General features: G+C 58.2%; 19 protein-coding genes, 1 tRNA gene and 2 pseudogenes. 12 read left to right on the top strand and 10 right to left on the bottom strand.

Features of this window, described 5'->3' with window-relative positions; translation table 11 throughout:
* Positions 1-89 precede the first annotated feature (89 nt).
* Positions 90-166, top strand: a tRNA-Pro gene (locus AD662_RS18585).
* A 99-nt stretch (positions 167-265) separates the two neighbouring features.
* Here AD662_RS18585 and AD662_RS18580 read toward each other — a convergent pair.
* Positions 266-514, bottom strand: a pseudogene (locus AD662_RS18580) (tyrosine-type recombinase/integrase); the annotation flags it as partial.
* A 173-nt stretch (positions 515-687) separates the two neighbouring features.
* Here AD662_RS18580 and AD662_RS18575 point away from each other — a divergent pair.
* Positions 688-1,206, top strand: a complete 519-nt coding sequence (locus tag AD662_RS18575) for a DUF1993 domain-containing protein (RefSeq protein ID WP_053189359.1) — start codon at positions 688-690, stop codon at positions 1,204-1,206.
* A 276-nt stretch (positions 1,207-1,482) separates the two neighbouring features.
* Here AD662_RS18575 and AD662_RS18570 read toward each other — a convergent pair whose 3' ends face one another.
* Positions 1,483-2,445 (bottom strand): GlxA family transcriptional regulator, encoded by a 963-nt coding sequence (locus tag AD662_RS18570; protein WP_018609127.1) that lies wholly within the window; start codon positions 2,443-2,445, stop codon positions 1,483-1,485.
* 95 nt (positions 2,446-2,540) lie between these two features.
* On the opposite strand from AD662_RS18570, the gene AD662_RS18565 reads away from it, so the two are divergent.
* From AD662_RS18565 to arsJ, 7 genes are all read left to right on the top strand, one after another.
* Complete coding sequence (locus tag AD662_RS18565) at positions 2,541-2,984, top strand: tautomerase family protein (protein ID WP_018609128.1); 444 nt, start codon at positions 2,541-2,543, stop codon at positions 2,982-2,984.
* A gap of 94 nt (positions 2,985-3,078) precedes the next feature.
* A complete protein-coding gene (locus tag AD662_RS18560) occupies positions 3,079-3,426 on the top strand; it encodes an ArsR/SmtB family transcription factor (protein ID WP_018609130.1) in 348 nt (115 codons plus the stop codon).
* Positions 3,427-3,464: 38 nt separating this feature from the next.
* Positions 3,465-4,523, top strand: a complete 1,059-nt coding sequence (locus AD662_RS18555) for a flavin-containing monooxygenase (RefSeq protein ID WP_024617914.1) — start codon at positions 3,465-3,467, stop codon at positions 4,521-4,523.
* 132 nt (positions 4,524-4,655) lie between these two features.
* Positions 4,656-5,027: a metalloregulator ArsR/SmtB family transcription factor gene (locus tag AD662_RS28720; protein ID WP_024617913.1), complete on the top strand. Its 372-nt coding sequence runs from the start codon at positions 4,656-4,658 to the stop codon at positions 5,025-5,027.
* A 47-nt stretch (positions 5,028-5,074) separates the two neighbouring features.
* Positions 5,075-5,791 carry an arsenical resistance protein ArsH gene (gene arsH, locus AD662_RS18550; RefSeq protein ID WP_014337583.1) on the top strand — a complete coding sequence of 239 codons (717 nt, stop codon included), beginning with the start codon at positions 5,075-5,077 and terminating at the stop codon, positions 5,789-5,791.
* Positions 5,792-5,865: 74 nt separating this feature from the next.
* A complete protein-coding gene (locus AD662_RS18545; RefSeq protein WP_053189358.1) occupies positions 5,866-6,870 on the top strand; it encodes an ArsJ-associated glyceraldehyde-3-phosphate dehydrogenase in 1,005 nt (334 codons plus the stop codon).
* Between the two features lie 9 nt (positions 6,871-6,879).
* Positions 6,880-8,100 (top strand): organoarsenical effux MFS transporter ArsJ, encoded by a 1,221-nt coding sequence (gene arsJ, locus AD662_RS18540; RefSeq protein ID WP_053189356.1) that lies wholly within the window; start codon positions 6,880-6,882, stop codon positions 8,098-8,100.
* Positions 8,101-8,199: 99 nt separating this feature from the next.
* On the opposite strand, the gene AD662_RS18535 is transcribed toward arsJ, so the two are convergent.
* Positions 8,200-9,639: a hypothetical protein gene (locus AD662_RS18535; protein ID WP_018609142.1), complete on the bottom strand. Its 1,440-nt coding sequence runs from the start codon at positions 9,637-9,639 to the stop codon at positions 8,200-8,202.
* Positions 9,640-10,062: 423 nt separating this feature from the next.
* Here AD662_RS18535 and AD662_RS18530 point away from each other — a divergent pair, with 423 nt between their 5' ends.
* Positions 10,063-11,103, top strand: a complete 1,041-nt coding sequence (locus AD662_RS18530; protein ID WP_053189353.1) for a zinc-dependent alcohol dehydrogenase family protein — start codon at positions 10,063-10,065, stop codon at positions 11,101-11,103.
* Here AD662_RS18530 and AD662_RS18525 read toward each other — a convergent pair.
* From AD662_RS18525 to AD662_RS30185, 5 genes and pseudogenes are all read right to left on the bottom strand, one after another.
* Positions 11,100-13,121, bottom strand: coding sequence for a DKNYY domain-containing protein (locus AD662_RS18525; RefSeq protein WP_053189352.1), 2,022 nt, complete (start codon positions 13,119-13,121; stop codon positions 11,100-11,102). The two genes, AD662_RS18530 and AD662_RS18525, sit on opposite strands and share 4 nt — an antisense overlap.
* A gap of 209 nt (positions 13,122-13,330) precedes the next feature.
* Complete coding sequence (locus AD662_RS30250) at positions 13,331-13,417, bottom strand: small membrane protein YohP (RefSeq protein WP_442087941.1); 87 nt, start codon at positions 13,415-13,417, stop codon at positions 13,331-13,333.
* An 81-nt stretch (positions 13,418-13,498) separates the two neighbouring features.
* Positions 13,499-13,762 (bottom strand): hypothetical protein, encoded by a 264-nt coding sequence (locus AD662_RS18520; RefSeq protein ID WP_003203536.1) that lies wholly within the window; start codon positions 13,760-13,762, stop codon positions 13,499-13,501.
* A 680-nt stretch (positions 13,763-14,442) separates the two neighbouring features.
* Complete coding sequence (locus AD662_RS30190; RefSeq protein WP_371914652.1) at positions 14,443-15,210, bottom strand: methyl-accepting chemotaxis protein; 768 nt, start codon at positions 15,208-15,210, stop codon at positions 14,443-14,445.
* A 93-nt stretch (positions 15,211-15,303) separates the two neighbouring features.
* A pseudogene (locus AD662_RS30185) lies at positions 15,304-16,386 on the bottom strand (HAMP domain-containing protein); the annotation flags it as partial.
* A 293-nt stretch (positions 16,387-16,679) separates the two neighbouring features.
* On the opposite strand from AD662_RS30185, the gene AD662_RS18505 reads away from it, so the two are divergent.
* Entirely contained in the window at positions 16,680-17,723 is a 1,044-nt protein-coding gene (locus AD662_RS18505; RefSeq protein ID WP_018609153.1) for a GlxA family transcriptional regulator, read from the top strand.
* A 478-nt stretch (positions 17,724-18,201) separates the two neighbouring features.
* On the opposite strand, the gene AD662_RS18495 is transcribed toward AD662_RS18505, so the two are convergent.
* Both AD662_RS18495 and AD662_RS18490 read right to left on the bottom strand, forming a co-directional pair.
* Entirely contained in the window at positions 18,202-18,603 is a 402-nt protein-coding gene (locus AD662_RS18495; protein ID WP_053189347.1) for a hypothetical protein, read from the bottom strand.
* Positions 18,604-19,065: 462 nt separating this feature from the next.
* On the bottom strand, positions 19,066-19,788 hold the full coding sequence (locus tag AD662_RS18490) for a pirin family protein (RefSeq protein WP_018609161.1): 723 nt from the start codon (positions 19,786-19,788) through the stop codon (positions 19,066-19,068).
* 332 nt (positions 19,789-20,120) lie between these two features.
* Here AD662_RS18490 and AD662_RS18485 point away from each other — a divergent pair, with 332 nt between their 5' ends.
* Positions 20,121-21,071, top strand: coding sequence for a GlxA family transcriptional regulator (locus tag AD662_RS18485; RefSeq protein ID WP_053180506.1), 951 nt, complete (start codon positions 20,121-20,123; stop codon positions 21,069-21,071).

The following is a 21,071-nucleotide window of genomic DNA, read 5'->3' as shown; positions in this document are numbered from 1 at the left end:
TTTCTGCTTTTAAATACTTCCAGTTTTCAAAAGCTTGCGATATATTCCTGAGCGTTCCGTTGAGAAGCGGAACAAGATTCACGCCTAGTCGGGGCGTAGCGCAGTCCGGTAGCGCACTAGCATGGGGTGCTAGGGGTCGAGTGTTCGAATCACTCCGTCCCGACCATATTTTTCAATGACTTAGGCCAATGTTCACAGCATTGGCCTTTTTCATGTGCGTGATTTTTGTGTGACTCCTAGATTTTTCACGCCTGCTTCCTCTTCAAAGCACGACCAATCTCTCATCACCGTTTTTCACACCCGACCGCTCGTTCCTGCCGCCGAAGTCTGACGGAATCAGGAACACGCTGGTGCCAAGTCCCGGCACCGGAATCTCCCAATCCCATCTCAACTTGCAGACTTCTTGCTCGCGGCAACCTGTGTTCACCTTGAACAAGTCCATTGTCTGCAGGTGCGCCGGCAATTCCCCGAAGAGGATCGATTGCTCTTCCCACGTCATTGGGTAGGGCTCGCGAACCTTTCCGCTGGTCGCCGTTGGGCGCGGAGGAGAGTGCATTCGGGTGGTGTCGGGGAAGAGGGCGCTGCTGTTGGCGGATGAAGTGCAGCAATCTGCTAGCATTCAGCCCGCTGGACGGAAGAAAGGCCGGTCGCTTGTGCCCGCTTTGAATGACTACTTAGGGAAAAGATATGTCGCTCTACTCAGTTACCATCCCCTGTTTCGCACAGATGCTGCGATCTCTATCGTCTCTTTTGTCTAAGGGCGAGACTGGCGCTCGTGAACGCGGCTATGACTCGCAGATTCTGCTTGAAGCTCGGCTTGCACCGGATATGCACAATCTAGCCCGACAAGTTCAGTATGCTTGTACTCAGGCGCAGGAGGCGGTCCTGCGGCTTACACAGCAGCCGTTGCAATCGCTCGCTCCCCCTGAAAACTTGGCTGCAGCGAAGGCACTGATCGAGCGTACTCTGGCGGTTCTTGCTTCGGTGGACCGTGCCCAGGTGGATGAAGGTGCAGAGCGACAAATCGCTATCGCGCTACCAAATGGCATAACGTTCGATATGACCGGCAGTGAATACGCGGTGAACTGGGTCACGCCACAGTTCTATTTTCATCTAGTCACGGCATACAACATCCTTCGTCATAACGGCGTACCTCTCGGGAAAGCTGATTACGTACAGCACATATTCGCTTACCAGCGCCAGTAATTGGCTCTTGGTAAGCACTTGTAGGCATTCGATTGCAGCGAGCGCCAATAAAAACGGCCATTCTTACGGCCGGGCACGGCTGGTATGGAAAGCTCGTATTCCCAGAAGACATTGAGATCAGTTTGGACTAGGGCTCGTCATCAGACTGTGCGGTTGCTCTCGCTCTTCAGCGGCGCGCAGGCTGGCGGTTGCGGTGTGGAAGCAGGAAAGTCCAGCTCCAGCACGTTGGTCAGAGGCTCGCGGAGGTAGATGCGCTTCGTGCGGTACTCATTTGAGCTACTGGCGCAGTTGTCTTGGGGATGCGTTCAACAGGCGGCGCATAAGTCGCCGTAGGGCCGTGGCATCCTGGTATCCCACCTGCTCGGCGATAGATTCAACGGAGTGTCTGCTGGTTTCCAGTAGCACGCGGGCCCTGTTCAGCTGCACACGCTGGATCAAATATTGGGTTGAAAGGCCGGTTGCTTTTCGAAGGTGCCGGGACAGCGTTCGCTCAGACATGCCGACGTACGCTGCAAGGCTCGGAACGCTGGGAGGGTGGGGCAGGCAGGCTTCTATGTAAGCGGTGAGGTTGGCGACCAGTGTATTGCCCCGGGCCATGATCGCTGGGTTGATGAATGGGGATTGCAACTGTCGGCCGTCGAGTAGAAGAGCCTTGCCCACATAGTCGGCGAGCGTCGGCGACAGGCGTCTGCGCAGCAGGTGCAACATCAGGTCAGTTTGCGCGAAGGCTGCGCCGGCGGTCGTCAAGGGTGGGTCGCAAAGCACCATGACGTTGGGGTCGACGATGCAGTCAGGCGCAATGCTCGACAGCCAAGGGGCGAGCCACCAGGAGGTCGTTACCTTTCGACCGTCCAGCAATCCTGCGGCATGCAGGAGAAAGACAGCCGAGCACGAGGCGGCAATCTCCTTGCCTTCATTCACATGTGCCCTCAGCGCTGGCAGTGTCTGCAGTACCCAGTCTTGCTCAAGACGCTGCAGCAGCGCGTCGAGGTCGCTGATGCCAAGGCCCGGAATGACCCAGCAGGAGTTGTCCTCGACGTCTGTCGTCAGTTCGTCGACCAACAGTTGCATGCCTTGCCCTAGCGTAATCAGCCCTGGCTGCGGCCCGCAAACTCGCCAGCGTGGCACGGCAAGGCCTTGGCGCTGCGCAAGTGTCGCGGCGGTGCCGAGGATGTCCAGGGTGGCCGCGACGCTTGAGGCGAACGACTCGGGAAAGACTAGAACAGTGAAATCGTACATTGTCCGATTATGCCCGAAAGAAGACGAATCGGTCGCTTATGGCGTGGAGAGATAACTGGCCCAATGGCGCTTCCAGTTAACAGTGAGGTTTCGCCATGCCAAACATCTTGATCAAGGTGCCTACGGGCGCTTTCAATCAGCCACAGCGCCAACAACTGCTTCGAAGCGTGAGCGACGTGGCAATGCTTAATGAACACATGGGCGATGCTCCTCAGCAGCGTGCTTTGTGCTGGGTGCTCATTGAGGAAATTCAGGCCGATGAATGGCTGTGCGGAGGCGTTGCTCCTCATGCCAGGGCCGTTCCATGCATTGTCATCGTCAAGGTGCCTGCCGGCGTTCTTGATGCGCCGATGCGCCAGCGCTACGTGCGTGAATTGCATTGCGCAATACAATCGAGCCTGACAACGGAGGATCAGCGCCAGTTGCTGACCTCAATACAGATCCAGGATGTGGTCGATGGTACTTGGGGGGCGAACGGTGATATTTGGCATCTGGCCGACTTCACCCGTGCAGCCGGGTACGGACATCTCGCGCCCTAGGCTGTAGGCCTTCCAGAAAGCGCACTGCCTGGGGGGAGGGCATGTCATTGCAGAGTATTGACGCGTGCATAAGCATGCACATATAGTCGGTTGCATGACTGATCGAATCCTTCACCGAACCCGCGCAATTGACGCCGCCATCGAGTCGCTCGATGGCGCTTTCTTCAAGGCACTTTGCGAGCCTTCGCGTGTCGCTGTGCTCAAGCGTGTGATGCAACTGGGGCGCGCCGATATCGCCGAAATTGCCCAAGGATTACCCCAGGAACGTTCAGTTGTTTCCCGACATCTGCAAGTGCTGTTAGAGGCAGGTATCGTCCGCGGCACCAAGGTCAGCAGGCAGATGTTCTACGAGGTGGATGGTCCGGCGGTGGTGGCCCGCCTCGAAGCCATTCTTGAGCATATGAAAAGCCTGGCCCCGTTCTGTTGCCCAGGTACGTCCTGATATTTTTTTTGCCTTGTAGTGTGCATGAGTGTGCATATATGAATGTAACGAATGAAGTCCTGGATGTCATCGTGATTGGCGCGGGCCAGGCAGGATTAGCGTGCGGTTGGCACTTACAGCAGCACAACCTCAGGTTCCTGATTCTGGATGCTGAGCGATCTCCGGGAGGGAATTGGCGCAATTACTACGACAGTTTGAAGCTTTTTTCTCCAGCGGCTTACTCGTCATTACCGGGCATGCGCTTCCCGGCGGAACCTGGTCATTACCCGCTTCGTGATGAGGTCGTGCGCTATCTGGAAGACTATGCAAAGGCATTCAAATTGCCAATTCGTCAGTACACCCGCGTACAGCATGTACGCAGAGAGCGCGGGCTGTTTCAGCTTCAAACGGACGATGGGGAAAACTTTTGCTCCAAGGCGCTGATCGTCTGCACGGGAGGATTCAATCAGCCTTTCATTCCCGATATTCAAGGGCTTCAGGGCTTTCTTGGGCGCAGTTTGCACAGCGCGGAATATCGAAATGCCGATGGCTTTGGTGGGCAGCGAGTGGTTGTGGTCGGTGCTGCAAACTCGGCTGTTCAAATTGCTTATGAACTGGCCCATGTGAGCAACGTCGTGCTGGCAAGCAGGGAGCCCATTCGGTTTTTTCCGCAAAAGATACTCGGCCTGGATTTTCACACGTGGTTGAAGTGGTCAGGGTTGGAAAAGACCCGTTGGTTGAGTGATCAAAGTACGCCGGTGCTTGATGACGGCATCTATCGTCGAGCCCTCAAGCAAAGGCTTTTCGAGCGTAAGCCGATGTTCGAGGCGATAACCCCAACCGGCGTGATCTGGTCTGATGGGCAGCACACTGAGGTTGATAGTTTGGTGTTTGCTACAGGATTTCGCCCGAACCTGAAATTTTTGAGCGGGTTGGAATGCCCAAGCGATGAATATTGGGCTCATCGTAACGGGCAGGCGAAGCACCTGCCTGGGCTGTATTTTGTCGGTCTGCCGAAACAACGGAATTTTGCTTCAGCGACACTCAGGGGTGTCGGCCAGGATGCGGCCTACATCATGCCCAGCTTGATGCGATTTGTTCGCGATGTGCCTGTTTAGCAGGCAGCTTTCGAGTTTTCCGATGGGAGGGGTTTATCTATTATTCGCAAAACCATATATTCGAAAAACCGTATATGAATCGAGGCTTCACAATGGCCAGCAAAGCGCGTGTCCTGTTCGCTGAGAATCGATATGGCTGACCATCTGACACCCGTCACTGTTTTCAAATGCCTGGCTGATGACACTCGCGTGCGCACCATGCTGCTCATCACTCGTGAAGGAGAGCTTTGTGTTTGCGAGCTGACCTGCGCGTTGAACCAGAGTCAGCCAAAGGTCTCCAGGCACCTGGCGCAGTTGCGTACTTGCGGCCTGTTGTCGGACCGTCGGCAAGGCCAATGGGTGTATTACCGACTGCACCCGAATCTCCCCGATTGGGTTCATCACGTGCTGACCACGACGCTGGAAAGCAACAAGCACTGGTTAAGCCCTGATGCCAAACGCCTGGATGGAATGGGTGATCGCCCTGTGCGTGCAGCCGTTTGCTGCGAAAGCCAGACCGCCTGATTACGCCTTCGACGACGCCTTCGGAATAATTGCGCAGGACAAAGACGATGTTTGATGACCCTATTCCCCAGCTCGATACTGAGCTGGTTGATCTCCCCTCGGCGGACAAACTCGGTATCGAAGAGACCTCCATCCACAAGCCGCGCATTTTGCTGCTGTACGGATCCACCCGTGAGCGTTCCTTCAGTCGTCTGCTGGTGGAGGAGGCTGCTCGGTTGCTGGAGCACCTCGGCGCCGAGACGCGGATTTTCAATCCGTCAGGTTTGCCACTGCCCGATGACGCGCCCGACGATCATCCGCGTGTGAAAGAACTGCGCGACTTGGTGTTGTGGTCCGAGGGACAGGTCTGGTGCTCTCCGGAGCGCCACGGAAACATGAGCGCAGTGTTCAAAGCGCAGATTGATTGGGTGCCACTTGCAATGGGCGCGGTACGTCCGACCCAGGGCAAGACCCTTGCCGTCATGCAGGTGTGCGGCGGTTCGCAGTCGTTCAACGTGGTCAACCAACTGCGGGTACTGGGACGTTGGATGCGCATGTTCACCATTCCCAACCAGTCTTCCGTGCCGAAGGCCTACATGGAGTTCGACGATAACGGTCGGATGAAACCTTCGCCGTTCTACGACCGTGTCGTGGATGTGATGGAGGAGTTGGTGAAGTTCACGCTGCTGCTTCGCGACCGTCAGGACTATCTGGTTGATCGTTATTCCGAGCGCAAGGAATCGGCGCAAGAACTCATGAAACGTGTCAATCAGCGTTCTATCTGACCCCATATCGCATACATCGGCCCGTTCGACACCCAGTCGAACGCCCACTCACAACAGATACAGAGCACAACAACATGACTATCAAAGTTGGCATCAATGGTTTTGGTCGTATCGGTCGCCTCGCTCTGCGGGCTGCCTGGAGTTGGCCTGAGTTCGAATTCGTGCAGATCAACGATCCAGCGGGTGACGCGGCCACTCATGCTCACCTGATCAACTTCGACTCGGTGCATGGCCGTTGGAACAACGAAGCCCGCGCCGAAGGCGACAGCGTCGTCATCGACAATAAGCGGATCAAAGTCACGGCCAACAAGGCGATCGTCGACACAGATTGGTCGGGCTGCGATCTGGTGATTGAAGCCAGCGGCAAGATGAAAACCGTCGCAGTGCTGCAGGCTTACCTGGCCCAGGGGGTCAAGCGTGTGGTGGTGTGCGCTCCGGTGAAGGAAAAAGGTGCGTTGAACGTCGTCATGGGCGTCAACCAGCACCTGTTCGACCCGGCGCAGCACCGTATCGTCACCGCTGCCTCGTGCACCACTAATTGCCTGGCCCCCGTCGTGAAAGTCATCCATGAAAAGCTGGGCATTCGCCACGGTTCGATCACCACCATTCACGACCTGACCAACACCCAGAGCATTCTCGATCAGCCACACAAGGATCTGCGTCGTGCGCGTGCCAGCGGCATGAGCCTGATTCCAACCAGTACCGGCTCGGCCACCGCCATTGCCGAAATCTTCCCGGAGCTGCGTGGGCGCCTCAATGGTCACGCCGTACGTGTGCCGCTGGCCAATGCGTCGCTGACTGATTGTGTCTTTGAAGTCGAACGGGCCACCACCGTCGAAGAGGTCAATCAGTTGCTCAAGGACGCTGCCGAGAATGAGCTCAAAGACATCCTCGGTTTTGAGGAGCGCCCGCTGGTGTCCATCGACTACCGTACCGACCCGCGTTCATCGATCATCGATGCGCTGTCGACCATGGTCATCAACGGCACCCAGGTCAAACTTTACGCCTGGTATGACAACGAGTGGGGCTATGCCAACCGCACGGTCGAACTGGCCAGAATGGTCGGTCTGGCAGTCTGAGGAGCGGCCATGAAAGCGTTGTCAGCCCTTGCGCCGTCAGTGCGGCAGTACCTGCTCGTGACGGGTAACTACTGGGCCTTCACCCTCACCGACGGCGCTTTGCGCATGTTGGTGGTGCTGCACTTTCACGCGTTGGGCTACAGCCCGCTGCAAATCGCGGCGTTGTTTTTGTTCTACGAACTCTTTGGCGTGATCACCAACCTGGTGGGTGGTTACCTCGGCGCCCGGCTGGGCCTGAACCGAACCATGAACATCGGGCTGGGCCTCCAGGTGGCGGCGCTGTTGATGCTGACAGTGCCGGTCGCTTGGCTGACCATCCCTTGGGTGATGGGGGCTCAGGCGTTGTCCGGGATCGCCAAGGACCTGAACAAGATGAGCGCCAAAAGCTCCATCAAACTTCTGGTCCCCGATGGGCAACAGGGCAAACTCTACCAATGGGTGGCGATCCTCACTGGCTCAAAGAACGCGCTCAAGGGTGTCGGCTTCTTTCTTGGCGGAGCTTTGCTGGCATTGCTCGGTTTCAAAGGCGCGTTGCTGGCCATGGCAGGTGGCCTGACGCTGATTTGGATCAGTAGCTTGATCCTGTTGAAGAAGGACCTGGGCAAGGCCAAAGCCAAGCCCAGGTTTCGTGACATCCTGTCCAAGAGCCGGGCGATCAACATCCTTTCGGCGGCGCGGATGTTCCTGTTCGGCGCCCGCGATGTCTGGTTCGTGGTGGCCTTGCCGGTGTACCTGAGCAGCGTGTTCGGCTGGGATTTCTGGAAGGTTGGTGGCTTCCTGGCTGCCTGGGTGATTGGCTACGGCATCGTCCAGTCCTTCGCGCCCAACATCACTGGAAAGAAACGAGGTCACGTGCCGGACGGTCGAGCGGCGTTTTTGTGGGCGCTGCTACTGGCGGGTTTGCCCGCGGCCATTGCGCTGGGGCTGAAGACCGGGCTGTCGCAACAGGTCGTGCTGTTGGGTGGATTGATGGTTTTTGGGGCGTTGTTCGCCGTGAACTCGTCGCTGCACAGCTACCTGATCGTGTCCTACGCCAAGGAAGACGGCGTGTCGTTGGATGTGGGGTTCTATTACATGTCGAACGCCATGGGGCGCCTGATCGGCACCGTGCTCTCCGGTTGGATTTACCAGGTGTTTGGATTGGGCGCATGCCTTTGGCTATCAAGCGCATTCGTGTTGCTGGCCGCCTTGATTTCCATCGCTTTACCCAGGCATGCCGAGGCGAGTTGAAGCCGCTAGGCAGGACGGCGTTGGCCCCCTCAGATACGCCTTGGCGTAGAAGGCGCTATCCACTTTTATCTTGAAGGCCGAGTCGACTGTCTTTTGCTTTCAACGCACCAGTGCCGAAGGGTTTTCCTGCAGCAGCACCGAGTTGTGCAGGGTAGCGAGCGCTTCCTTCAATAGGGATTGATCCTGCGCATCCTGGGACTTCTTGCTTTGCTTGGCGGCGTATTCCAGCAATACCAAGTGACTGCGGCTGGCTGAAGCTTGTTTCGGCACCACCGTCTCTTCAATCATTTTGCCCATGACGTACTTCTGTGTCCGTGTGTCCTGGCTGGCGCTTTGCGTGACGGAGGCTTTGCTCAGTCGGCCGTCCTTGTAGGCGAGGCTGGCCGAACTGCGGGCCTCGTCATGCACTTGTACGTAGAGATAGTTCTGCGAGTCGGTCGTTTTGCCTATCGCAGGTGCTTTCCCGCCCTTCAGGCTCTTGTGATAGCTGGCCGATAAACTCGATTGCTGGACTTGATCGACGCTGCGATTGCTCATTATGGAACCTGCAACGACAGTTTTCTGCGACAGGGTATAAGCAAAGCTATCGACTTCTGACGGGCGCATCGGGTTGGACGCGTTGTTGGTTTGTTTGATGGACGCCTCGAAGTCTGCCAGCCCAGTCAGCAGGCCTTTGTCCGTCGCGTTACGGGTCAGTGACTGTGACGGGGTAACGCCCTGTGGATAGTGGCTGTTCATGGCGCTGAAGGCGTCCTTGAACATCTCCATCAGGGCAACCTTGGCGCTGCCACGCTCCTGCACTCGCTCAAACTGGGCGAGGTAGCTGTTCAGTGCGTTGGCCTGTTGCTTGGCATCGCCCAGGATTGCGCTGTTCTTCAGATCCACGCTCAGGTTCAATTCGCCATCCGGACCACTCATTTGCGTGGTGCGCCTCTGACTGTCGGCGCGGTAGGCAAGGATCAGGTCCTCACCGTCCACGCCCTTGAGCTTGGCGTTCAGATCAATGGATGCCAATACGCTGGAGTCGAACTGCGTCAGCTTGCCCAGGTCGAGCTTGGGAGGCTCGGCGGTCAACCCGTCGACAGCGGCCTGGAAGGCGCTGCCAAGCACACCAATCGCCTTGAGTTCATCCTCGCTCAGCGGGCCCCCGTCCACCGTGGCCTGAACGCCAAGTCCATCGTCCTGGCTGGTCAGGCTGAAGGTAACCGTCTTGCCACTGGCGGTCTTGATGCTGAGGGTGATCAGGTTGTCGGCTTTATTGTGCAGCAGCGCCTGTTCGGATTTTATCTCGGCGGCGTTGTGAGCCCTGTCCGTGGTGGTATGGAGCACTGACTGGGAAATGCTCGAACCACTCTTGGCGAACTGCTCCACCAAGGCTGCGCCCAGGCCGTGGAAACGGTTGGCTATCGACAGCGATCTGGGGTTGGTCCCCATGACGCGAGTGACGGCATCCTGACTGGTCTTTTCCCAGACACGAACAATCTCCTGGCCGGGCAGTTGCCCGAGTCGGGAATAGGTCTGTGATTCGACATCGGCCACGGGGTTGCCCAGGCTGACCGTTGCCGATGGTCGAGCCGGCAAGACATCAGCACTCTCTATCACTGTTGCAGGCGATGCCGCGACGGCAGAGCGAGTCGGGATCTGGATGGGAATGGCAGGGCTGATCGGGGATAGGGTAGTCATGACAGTCCGTGTCGACAGAGCAGGGTTATGCTCAATGTAGTGAATACACCGCCCGATTGAAAGCGTGGGCGCTGAAATAAGTGGCATAGAGCCATGATGTTTTGGCCCGTTAGCGAATACCGGAATGGCCCAGCTCAATCTGAAAAAGATTGGGTTTTTCATGGGAGTGTCAGGCAGGGGGCGGATCAGTGCTGCGTGATCAATCCATCTGATAGTAGATTGAGCCCAAGCCGCTTATCGGTTTCAGGCATAGCGCTTTTCCAAAGTAGAGGGATCCTCATGAAAGCCGTAGTTTACGAAGCCTTTTCCCAACCCCCGCGTTTGATGACCGTCGAAGACCCGACCCCCGAGCGTCACGGTGTGGTGGTTCAGGTCCTTGGCACGGGCGTCTGCCGAAGCGACTGGCATGGCTGGAAAGGTCATGATCCTGATATTCAGCTGCCCCATGTGCCCGGTCACGAATTGGCAGGGATCGTGGCTGAGGTCGGTAAAGATGTCACAAGATGGAAAGTGGGCGATCGCATTACCGTCCCTTTTGTCGGTGGCTGTGGGGCGTGCCCGGAATGCAATAGCGGCAACCAGCAGGTGTGCCACAGCCAGTTTCAGCCGGGCTTCACCCATTGGGGGTCTTTCGCCGAGTATGTGGGGATTCACAAGGCGGATTTGAACCTGGTTGCGCTGCCGGAGAGCATGGACTTCGCCACGGCGGCGAGCCTGGGTTGTCGCTTCGTCACCTCGTTTCGCGCGGTTGTCGATCAAGGCAAGGTTACGGCGGGCCAGTGGGTGGCGGTTCATGGTTGTGGCGGTGTGGGGTTGTCCGCGGTGATGATCGCCCACGCTATCGGGGCGAACGTCATCGCCATCGATATCTGCGACGATAAGCTCAAGCTTGCCCAGTCGCTCGGCGCCGTTGCGACGGTCAACGCAAGCCGGGTGCCGGATGTGACCGAGGCGGTGCTCGAGATGACGAAGGGTGGCGCTCACGTTTCGCTGGATGCCCTGGGTCATCCAACGACCTGCTTCAACTCCATCAATAATCTGAGACGGCGTGGCAGGCATGTCCAGGTCGGGTTGATGCTGGCGGACCAGAGTACGCCGGCGATTCCGATGGGCAAAGTCATTGCCTACGAGCTGGAGATCTGTGGCAGCCATGGCATGCAGGCTCACCGTTACGGCGCGATGATGGAGATGATCACGTCCGGCAAGCTGGCGCCTGAAAAACTGGTCGGCAAGACCATCAGCCTCGAACAATCCATTGATGCGCTCATGAACATGGATCGGTTTGACACGGCAGGCGTTACGGTCGTGACGCAGTTCTAGGCGTTCGCCGCCGGCTGGCCGAGGGATTCCCGATAATGCGCTTCGTCGACCTCGGTCAGGGTTGCATAGCCGTCGTAGTGATAGATTCGATGTTGGTCTCGGGCGTAGCGGTCGTTCAGGAATTGGAGGGTAGCCAGGTCGATCCGCTTGGCGCTCAGCGGGCGTCGGTGGCAGAACAACTTGCGCGTGCCCAGTTGCAGGAAATCGGGATGGGGCACGCGGACCTCCTCAGGATCGAACGCCACCTCCAGCGGCTTGCCTTCCGAGAGAATCAGGCTAGGGCTGATGGCATAGGTGCCGAGAATGCGGGTATCCGAGGGATGTAGCCGCTTTTTCGCCTCGCCGTAGTAATACACCGCATCCCGATCCTTGGCCCAACCATGCCCGCAGGACTCGAACGTGGCCGCTTGCGCCTTACGAATCGGTTCCGGGAGGTGGTAAAAAATCCGGTGACAGAACACGGTCTTACCGTCAGTCAGGTAGGGCGCACCCAGTGAGCGGAAATGCTCCGCGGGTTCCTGGGAAAACCGTTCGGGTACCTCGGTTTCGGCGTTATGAAACGGGATCAGATACAAGCCCTGGGCGTCGCCGCACAGGTGTGTGTCCAGCAGTTTGAAAGTCGCCGCGTCCAGCCCGTTGATCACGCGTCCATGGAAATACACCTGGTCGCCCAGTTCGAAACCGAGACCGATGGCCTGTAACGGCTGCGTTTCCGTGTGCGGTTGCGCGGCTTCAGGCAATGCCTGCAAACGGTGCCACCAATAACCCTCCAACTGCGGATGGGCTTCGAAGTAAGGAGCCCACGCTTCTTGCATGGCCGCATCAATGATGCCGCCAGAGCCCAGCGGGCCGTGCTTGTCACCTACCAGCACGGGGGCGTAATCCTGGTCATTGCGACAGAGCTGGGTCACTACGAAGCTTTCTACGTCGACATCAAGGCGTTTCTGGCGCCTGTAGACGTGCCGGTGATCACGGTAATAGTCGAACCCCAAGTGGCGAAAACTCGGACCATGGGCATCACGCAAGCGGGTCCCGGCGGCGTAGACGAACGTGTCGTCCACGGCAAAATAGTCATCCTCGTATTCGCTGGCGCTGACCACGCGGCCGCACTCATCAAACACTGGCTGCGAGCATTTGAGCAGGTGGAAATCGCCAACGTAGCGAATGCTCTTGCCTGTCAGGTAATAGGCGCGGTGTCGGTCTTTGGCGTAGCGTTCGTTAAGCACGGTGAAGGTCGCCAAGTCGGCACTGTCGATGCGGTAGAAGTATTCATAGGAAATGCTCGAACCTTGCTGCGCTTGCACGATGATCGACTGCCCATCGGTGCCCCAGCGATGGGCGAGCATCTGGAAGTCGTACGGGTTTGCGATCGGCAGCGGCGTGCCGTCCTTCTGGTGCAGGGGCTTGAAGCCCTTGTAGACCTGACCGTCGATCACTCGATAGGACGGGTGGTTGCAATACCGCACCCGCACCGTGGCGCTGGCGATAAAATGCCCCTGCAAAAAGATATTCACCCCGTCGCTGAACAGGGCGGACGCTGAAGTCACCGAGGCTGGTGACGCTGGCAACAGGGCCAGGCTGTCGGGTCGTGCCTCGGGAATTCGGCTGATCGCGTAGTCGCCGAACCAATAGGCGCCGGTTGCGTCACGCCAGTACTGGTGGCCGAGGCTTTCCAGGCCCATGCCGAACCGAAACGGCAGGGCCTGCAGCGCGTGGTAGCCATGGCGCTCCCGGTAGACTGGAAGCAGGTAGTAATCGCGCAGCGCGTCGCGCAAGATCCACGGGTTGCGTCGATGTCGCCAAACCGGCTGATCGGCAAGCAAGGGCGAGGGCGGATAGTGCCCAGCGCTGGCACATTGAGCCAACTCGCCGGGTGGTGCACCTTCGGGGTTGAGCATGATGTACACATCAGGTACTTGCCCGTCGCCCAGCAGCACGCCGTCGACGAAGGCGAAACCTTGATGCCATTCAAGCTGCAGCGGCTCCCAGTCAGCAATAGCCGTCTCTATGTCAGTCATGTTATTGCGTCTTGAACGTCTGATGGTTGGCCAAGGATTACAAGTTTTGCCGCGAGCTCGACGTCGAGCCTGTAGCAGCCGTGTAGGAGCTGACGAGTGCAACGAGGCTGCGATCTTTCCCCAGACACTTGAATCCCAAGCGAAAGATCAAAAGATCGCAGGCTTCGCCAGCTCCTACAGAGCCAAACCAAAGACCGCCGCCGCCACGCTCAAAAAATGAACTTGAACAGCGCAATCACCACGATCAGGCCAATCAGGAAAATGATACCTACGGTACCGCCAAGGAATTTCAACATAAAAACGCTCTCATCGGATGGGCTTAATCGTCTAGACCGCTACCGATAACGCGCGTTTCGTTGAATATTCATGCGTGGTGATCAATGAACCGCAAAGGACCTTGGCACCGGCACATGCTCGAATTTTGAAATGGTCTTGATCCAGTAGCGGCGATAGTCCGTCTGGTCCGGCGCCAGCGGTTTGTGGCTGGACCATGGATGTTTCTCCTTCAGGCTGGCGCGGTACGCTTCCCATTCTTTCTGCTCGGCCACTTCCCGGGCTTTGCTCCGGTCGTCGAACCAGCCCAGGACGTAAGCTTCGCCCTGGTCCGTGCCGTGCGCTATCAGCAAATAAATCTCTGTCATGACTGACCTACCGTTCTGTCCTGCGCCCCAGTCGCGGGGTCTTATCCTGGGTATCGGCCGTTATCCTCTGTTTTTGAGATTTATTGATCTGGCCGAGGTCGACCCCGTCGCATCCCTGGGTGGTGCTCAGGTAGCACTTGTCGGAATAGACGCTGCCCACGTCCCAGAACACCGAGGTGCGCAGCACTTCGTCTTCGGATTTGGTGCTGCATGGGCGGCAAATGACGCGAAGCTGAGTGCCAGGCACGCTGGCAGGGATTTGGTCAGGCTCATTGAAGTGGCTCTATTCTTGGAATTGTGAGCGGGGGAATGTCCCCTGGCACTTCGACTTTAAGTCCCGGTGGTGGGTGATGCTTGAGCGCAACGGCCAGAGTTGACTGGGAGCGCCATGAACCGGGAGAAACGCGAGCTACCAGACACCTGGACGGTGGTGGGGGCGTGTCTGGTGATTGCAGGTGGCATGTACGCAATCAAAGCGAAAGGGTAGTGGTCTGGCAGATACCCAGCGATCTGGCTACTGGTTCCTGGCCAAAGCCGCCTGTTTTCCATCGAACGCATATTCCTGTGGGAGCGGGCTTGCTCGCGAAGAGGCCGGCACATCCAGCATATTCATTGGCTGTGACACCGCATTCCCGAGCAAGCTCGCTCCCACATTTGATCTTCAGTGGAGTAAGCCCGGTTTAGAACTTGAAGCGCCCCACCAAGCCCTTGAGCTGCCCGGAAATATCCGTCAGACGCCCCGAACCGGTCTGCGCCGAGTGGGCGAATTCCTCGACCAACTGGGCATCGGCATGGATCTGCGCGATGTGCCGGTTGATGTCTTCGGCTACCTGGTGCTGCTCCTCTGCCGCTGTGGCGATCTGCGTGTTCTGGTCGCGAATCGAGTCCACCGAGTTACGGATCTTGTCGAAGCTGTCGCGGGCCTGTTGGATGCGTTCCACGCTGGTTTGCGACACCTGCAGGCTGCTTTGCATCTGCTGGGTGACTTCCTGGGTGCGCCGAGCAAGGTTGCCCAGCAGGCTGTCGATCTCGCCGGTGGAATCGGCGGTACGCCGGGCCAGCGCTCGGACCTCATCGGCGACTACGGCAAAGCCGCGTCCCTGATCACCGGCGCGCGCGGCCTCGATGGCGGCGTTGAGGGCCAACAGGTTGGTCTGCTCGGCGATCGAGCGAATGGTGTCGAGGATGGTGTTGATGTTCTTGCTGTCTTGTTCCAGCGCCTGCATGGTCTGGGTCGACTTTTGCAGGTCGTCGCTCAGTTTCATCACACTGCCGGTGGCTTCGCCGATGTGATGCTGGCCGTCGTGCACGTCGCGATAGCCTTCGTCCGCACTGGAGGCGGCCTGGCTGCAAGAGCGGGCCACTTCGTTGGCGGTGGCGACCATTTCGTTGAACGCGGTGCTTACCAGCTCCACGGCCTGGCGCTGGCGCCCGGCAGCGTCGTTCATGTTCTGGGCCACGTGGCTGGTATCGGCTGCGGCAGTTTGCAGGTCGGAAGAGGCGCTGCCGATGCGCTGCATCAGTTGTGCGATCATGCCCAGGAACTGGTTGAACCAGCCGGCCAAGGTGGCCGTTTCGTCCTTGCCTTGCACGGAAAGTTTGCGGGTGAGGTCACCTTCACCTTCGGCGATTTCCTGCAGGCCGTTGGCAACACCGCGAATCGGCCGCACGATGACGCTGGCGAAACTGGCGCCCACCACAGCGAACACCACGGCCAGCACGGCAGCAATGGCGGCGATCAGCCAAGTCAGGCTCGAAGCCTCGGCCATCACTTCATCGCGTTTGATCAGGCCGATGAAGCGCCAGCCCAACCCTTTGGAGCTGACCACGTTGGCCATGTAGGGCACGCCGTCGATTTCGATCTGGGTCACGCCATCGCTGCTCTTGGCCAGCGCGGCATAGTTGGGGCCCAGGTCGGCCAGCGGCTTGAAGTTGTGCTTGGCATCGGCGGCGTCCACCAGGACGTTGCCGTTGGCTTCGACCAGCATCAGGTAGCCGCTTTCGCCCAGCTTGATGTTCTTGACCAGTTCGGTCAGTTGCTTGAGCGATACGTCCAGGCAAACAACACCCACCAATTTACCGCTGGCGTCAGCGACAGTTTGTACGGTGCCGATTAGCGACACATCATCCGGCGCCCAGTAATAGGCGTCTGTGCGCACAGTCGTGCCCGGTGCGGCCATGGCGGCCTTGTACCATGGACGCACGCGCGGATCGTACTTGGCCATTTTGGGATCGTCCGGCCAGCTCGCGTAGCCGCCGTCATCCATGCCCACGGAAAGATAGGCGGTGGTCGGGTGGCTCTTGGCGAATCTTTCGAAGATTTCCAGAAGCTGTTGATTGATCTCAGGGAAGGGGGCTTGTGCGGCGTCGGCGCTGGAATAGTTTTTCAAGCCCTTGGCGGCGATGACCCGCGGATCCCTGGCGAAGAGTTCGACGTTCTGGCTGATGCCATCGAAGAACTGCTTCATGCCGTTGTCGATCTGACGGATTTCACGGCCGCTGCTGTCCAGGAAGTTGGCTTTTGCGGCGTCGCGCAGGTTCAGCACGACAAGCACCGCCACCAGGATAACCGGAAGGCAGGCAATGGCCGCGAACGCCCATGTCAGCTTCTGTTTGATATTCATGACTTCTCCCGCGGAATATTTTAAGTGTTGGAACGGCGGAAACAGCAGTGGTTGGCGTTGCGAGTCTCTGGAAGGGAAAAGCGCCCATGCCTACTGTCAGTGTATCGACCAAAGTCGTAGGCACTTGAGGCTTTCCATCATGGCGCGGACCGATCGGTAGACGGCGCAGGCGCGACTGCAGCCGGCTTGATTAGCCTGGAAGATAGCGTGGTTTGCCCTGCGCCTTCGCCCTGCGGCTCAAGGCACCTACGTACAGCCAATCCTCATCGTCTTTGATGTATTAACGAGGCCCTATGCCAAGCGCATTCGAGAGCGTACTCAAAAACAAGAACATGGCTTATCGGCCACTCGGATCGGCACCCGCCAGTCAGGCGCCGATCCGCGTTGCGTTTGTATTGATGGACAACTTCTCGATGATGTCTTTCACCGGTGCGGTGGACGCGCTGGTGACGGCCAACCTGATGAGCGACATGCCCCTCTATGAAGTGCTGACGGTGGGGGTTTCAGGAGGGCAGGTGACGAGCGACCTGGGCATTGTCATCTCGACGGACATCGAACTGGCGCAGATGCCGGAAAACCAGGACGTGCTGATTGTCGCCGGGGGCTTTCGCGTGAAGTTGCAAGGCCACCCCTTGCTGCGGCGCAAGCTACGCGCCAATGCGGCGTGCGGGGCGATCCTGGGCGGGTTGTGGAACGGTGCTTTCTTTGTGGCCGATGCCAATCTGCTGGACGGTTTCGAATGCGCTGTCCACCCGGAAAGCCGCGCCATGATGGTGGAGGTGTTTCCCCACGTGAAAGTGTCCAGCCGGGCCTATGTGGTTGACCGGGAGCGAGTCAGTTGCGCGGGCGCCAATAGCTCGCTGCGCATGATGCTCCAGTTGATTCGCCAGACGGGCGGGGCGGCACTGGTGGGCGCCATCGAGGAAATTCTTCGCTGTGACGAGTCAGGCGATGATGCTTCGGATTTGCCGCCGGTCTTCGTCGAGACGGACCCGACGTTGCCGGAAAGCCTCAAGCTGGCGTTGGAGCTGATGTGGCAAAACGTAGAAGAGCCGTTGACCATCGATGAGCTGGCGGCGTGCGTGAAGATTTCCAAGCGGCAGTTGGAGCGGCGGTTCTGTAGTTTTCTCGGTGCGACCCCCACCCGCTACTACCTGGAGCTGCGCTTGACGCGTGCCCGCCAGCTCATCCAGCAAACCAATCGATCCGTGACCGAAATCGCCGTGGCGACAGGTTTCGTCAGCTCCCCGCACTTCCAGCGGCGTTTCCGGGAATTTTTCGGCGTTCCACCGGGCAGTTATCGTTCCAAGCTTGAGCGAAAACACGCGCTGCGGTGAGGCCTGGAGGTTACGCGTTTTTCCGTGCGGCGAGCGGCTCGATCTCTCGATCAGGTCGCTCGGACCTTCTGGATCATGTACAGAACAATACAACCTGTGGCACACATCCAAATGATCGACCCGGTCGCAGCCATGATCAGTAGGAGGTCTGAGTCTTGCTCGATCATGTCTGGAACGGCATACGCGAACCAAAGCAGTGAGACAACAGCGTAGGCCAACAGCGACATCAGCAGTTCGAATATCTTTTTTGCGTGCATGAATCTTCCCCACCCGCCAAAAGTAGGCAGGCGCTTCAGGTTATCGGGTCAGGTTGCCTTTTTTCCGTCTGTGCAGAAATAAAGGGTCTTGCAGTAGTTGCTGGCGAGTGGTTGCAAGGCCTCGCCATCAAATACGAAGACATCCATGTCAGAGCGTTTTGCTCTAGTAGTGGTTTTCGCACGGGGGCGAAAGACGACGCCGCAGACTAGCGATGTCGGGATCAGCTCTTGTCGTCTGGTTGTTCTTCGGCAGGCAGTTCATCGGACTGCGAGGCGGTCAAGGTGGAGCCGTTGCAGAGCACTTTCCCTACTTCATCGGCCACCGTGCCCTCGACGATTCGTCCCTGCATTTCGTCAAACTGAACGTTTTCCAGGGCCTCAACGCTGTTGTACATGCCCGTGTGACGGACATTGTGGTTGGCGCAGTCGAGCTCCAATTTCGTATAGCTGGTGAAATAGGCCCCCGCTCTTCGTACAGTGGCATGAATGGCAGGGCCGCTTTCATCAAACGAGACGATGGAATATTCGGCATCCGAATCGTCGTAGTTATATTTGATTTTCTGAACGTCCGCTGTGGCGCTGCACGCTACGAAAAATACGGCGATCGATATAACCGTTTTCATGCTTTCTTCCATGAAATAAAGCTGAAGCTAAGGGGTGGAGTGGCAAAGTGAAATCATTTTGCTCGGCTTGTAACATTGAGTCAACAATCCAACGGGCACGGCTTGGTAACAGTTCGTCAGAAAGCCCGATTGCCAGCGGAACTTTATAGAGGATCAGGGTTCATGCGCAACAGGCGCGAGTGGGTAAACGTTTTCCTCGACACCGCTGGGCTGCGCCTCAGAGAGTGAAGCTTGAATTCGCCGGATTGCCGGGTTTTTTTTAGATTTTTCACCTGAAACCCACGGCTGGTATTGAACAGCGCCGAATAGGTAAATACTTCTGCGCGGGAAAACGAATGAGAACTTGTGGGAGCGGGCTGGCTCGCGAAAGGGCCGGCATAGCCAACAGCGTCGTCGACTGATACACCGCTTTCGCGAGCCAGCCCGCTCCCACAGTTTCATTGGAGGTCACAGGCACTGCTGTCAGGGCATCTGCGGCAGCTCCTGCGGCCGCAGATCGAACACCAGCACCTCGGCATCCTGGCCGTTACTGAAGGTCAGGACCTGCTCCTCGCGCACTCGCACGCCATCACCTTCCTGTAACGGCACGCCGTTGAGCTCGACAGCGCCTCGGGCCACGTGCACGTAGGCATAGCGATCCGCGGCCAGGGTCAGGGTGGCGCTTTGCTCGCCGTCGAACAGCCCAGCGTAGACCCGGGCGTCCTGGCGCACCTGCAGCGAGCCGGCGGCGCCGTCCGGGGAAATGATCAGTTGCAGGCGACCGCGTTTTTGTTCGGCGCTGAAGTGTTCCTGTTGATAGCGCGGGGTGGCGCCGCTGACGTTGGGCACGATCCAGATCTGCAGGAAGTGCACCGACTCGTCCGCGCTATGGTTGAACTCGCTGTGGGCCACGCCGCTGCCGGCACTCATCAACTGCACGTCACCCGGGCGAATGACCGAGCCTGTGCCCAGGGTGTCCTTATGTTCCAGCGCCCCTTCGAGCACATAGGAAAAGATCTCCATGTCCCGGTGGGGATGCTGGCCGAAACCCTTGGCCGCGGCGACCCGGTCGTCGTTGATGACCAGCAGGTCGGAGAAGCCCTGTTCGTTGAGGTCGCGGTAGCTGGCGAACGAGAAGGTGTGGAACGAGGTCAGCCAGCCGTGGCGGGCAATGCCGCGGTCCGAAGCTTTGCGAAGGGTCAGCATGATCAATTCTCCTGATGTCTGTGGGCGACGGCTGGGCCGTTCGCCGGGTTCAGAAGAAGGTTAATGGTTATCCATATGTTCAATAAGCAGGTGAAAAACGAAAGACTGTCCGCTTTAGGTGGACAATAGAGAGCCCTACCGGCAGATGCTTCGCTTCGACATACTGCTGATCGTTAGCCTGACGATGAACCTGTGGGAGCGGGCTTGCTCGCGAAAGCGGCGTAACAAGCAATATTCTCATCGACTGACACACTGCTTTCGCGAGCAAGCCCGCTCCCACATGGGATCATCTGCTGCCTGCCGTTTCCCTGGATTTTTTGGCGTCTTTCCCGATGAAAACCGTTGCAATGGTGCTGTTCCCGGATTTCTTGCTGCTCGACATGGCCGGGCCCCTTGAGGTGTTTTCCATCGCCAATCGTTACCTCGCAGGGGATCTGCGTTATCAACTGCTGACCCTGGGGACCGAGCGCGGGGCGTTGCGGGCGTCCAATGGCGTGGCGGTGCAGGCCGATATCCATATCGACCAGGCATGGGCGGCCTATGACGTGTTGCTGGTACCGGGCGGGCCGGGGGCCTATAACGACCAGCATCCGGGGCTGCACACCTGGTTGCGGGCGGCGGCGCAACGGGCTACGCGCTACGGCTCCATCTGCACCGGGGCCTTTGTGCTCGGTGAGGCGGGCTTGCTCGACGGTTATCGCGTCACCACTCACTGGCATTACACCGAACGCCTGATCCAACGTTTCCCCAAGGCCCTGGTGGAAACCGACAAGATCTTCCTGCAGGACCGGCGCCTGATCACCTCCGGTGGTGTCACCGCCGGGATCGACCTGGCGCTGTCCATCGTCGCTCAGGACCACGGCCGTAAAGTCGCGTTGGACGTGGCGAAGGTGTTGCTGGTGGTGATGAAACGCCAGGGCGGACAGGCGCAGTTCAGCCCCTCGGTGGTGGCGGTGTCGACGCAGGAATCGGCCATTACCCGGGTGCAGAATCATGTGATGGAACATCTGGAAGAACCCTTCACCATCGAGCGCATGGCCGCGTTGGCCGCCATGAGTTCGCGGCATTTCGCCCGGGTCTTCGCCCGTGAAGTGAAGATGACGCCCATGGAGTTCCTGCAAGGCGCGCGCATCGATCGGGCGCGTCAGTTGCTGGAAACCACCGACCTGCCGCTCAAGACCGTGGCGTTTCGCAGTGGCTTCGGCAGTGTGCGGCATATGCGATTTTTGTTCAGTGAGAAGCTCGGCCTGACCCCGGTGCAGTATCGCCAGCAGTTCAGTTGA

It is taken from the genome of Pseudomonas kilonensis (assembly GCF_001269885.1).
In the GTDB taxonomy this organism is placed as follows: Bacteria; Pseudomonadota; Gammaproteobacteria; order Pseudomonadales; family Pseudomonadaceae; genus Aquipseudomonas; species Aquipseudomonas kilonensis.
Note: the sequence above shows the minus strand (reverse complement) of the source record. Positions and strands in the feature narration are given on the sequence as shown.

Excerpts from the sequence above, each read along its gene's own strand:
- AD662_RS18570 (WP_018609127.1), bottom strand. The coding sequence starts at position 2,445 with ATGTACGATTTCACTGTTCTAGTCTTTCCCGAGTCGTTCGCCTCAAGC.
- AD662_RS18505 (WP_018609153.1), top strand. The coding sequence starts at position 16,680 with ATGCCAAGCGCATTCGAGAGCGTACTCAAAAACAAGAACATGGCTTAT.
- AD662_RS28720 (WP_024617913.1), top strand. The coding sequence starts at position 4,656 with ATGGCTGACCATCTGACACCCGTCACTGTTTTCAAATGCCTGGCTGAT.
- AD662_RS18485 (WP_053180506.1), top strand. The coding sequence starts at position 20,121 with ATGAAAACCGTTGCAATGGTGCTGTTCCCGGATTTCTTGCTGCTCGAC.
- AD662_RS18495 (WP_053189347.1), bottom strand. The coding sequence starts at position 18,603 with ATGAAAACGGTTATATCGATCGCCGTATTTTTCGTAGCGTGCAGCGCC.
- AD662_RS18525 (WP_053189352.1), bottom strand. The coding sequence starts at position 13,121 with ATGACTGACATAGAGACGGCTATTGCTGACTGGGAGCCGCTGCAGCTT.
- AD662_RS18575 (WP_053189359.1), top strand. The coding sequence starts at position 688 with ATGTCGCTCTACTCAGTTACCATCCCCTGTTTCGCACAGATGCTGCGA.
- AD662_RS18560 (WP_018609130.1), top strand. The coding sequence starts at position 3,079 with ATGACTGATCGAATCCTTCACCGAACCCGCGCAATTGACGCCGCCATC.
- AD662_RS18545 (WP_053189358.1), top strand. The coding sequence starts at position 5,866 with ATGACTATCAAAGTTGGCATCAATGGTTTTGGTCGTATCGGTCGCCTC.
- arsJ (WP_053189356.1), top strand. The coding sequence starts at position 6,880 with ATGAAAGCGTTGTCAGCCCTTGCGCCGTCAGTGCGGCAGTACCTGCTC.
- AD662_RS30250 (WP_442087941.1), bottom strand. The coding sequence starts at position 13,417 with ATGTTGAAATTCCTTGGCGGTACCGTAGGTATCATTTTCCTGATTGGC.
- AD662_RS18530 (WP_053189353.1), top strand. The coding sequence starts at position 10,063 with ATGAAAGCCGTAGTTTACGAAGCCTTTTCCCAACCCCCGCGTTTGATG.
- AD662_RS18490 (WP_018609161.1), bottom strand. The coding sequence starts at position 19,788 with ATGCTGACCCTTCGCAAAGCTTCGGACCGCGGCATTGCCCGCCACGGC.
- AD662_RS30190 (WP_371914652.1), bottom strand. The coding sequence starts at position 15,210 with ATGAACGACGCTGCCGGGCGCCAGCGCCAGGCCGTGGAGCTGGTAAGC.
- AD662_RS18555 (WP_024617914.1), top strand. The coding sequence starts at position 3,465 with ATGAATGTAACGAATGAAGTCCTGGATGTCATCGTGATTGGCGCGGGC.
- arsH (WP_014337583.1), top strand. The coding sequence starts at position 5,075 with ATGTTTGATGACCCTATTCCCCAGCTCGATACTGAGCTGGTTGATCTC.
- AD662_RS18520 (WP_003203536.1), bottom strand. The coding sequence starts at position 13,762 with ATGACAGAGATTTATTTGCTGATAGCGCACGGCACGGACCAGGGCGAA.
- AD662_RS18565 (WP_018609128.1), top strand. The coding sequence starts at position 2,541 with ATGCCAAACATCTTGATCAAGGTGCCTACGGGCGCTTTCAATCAGCCA.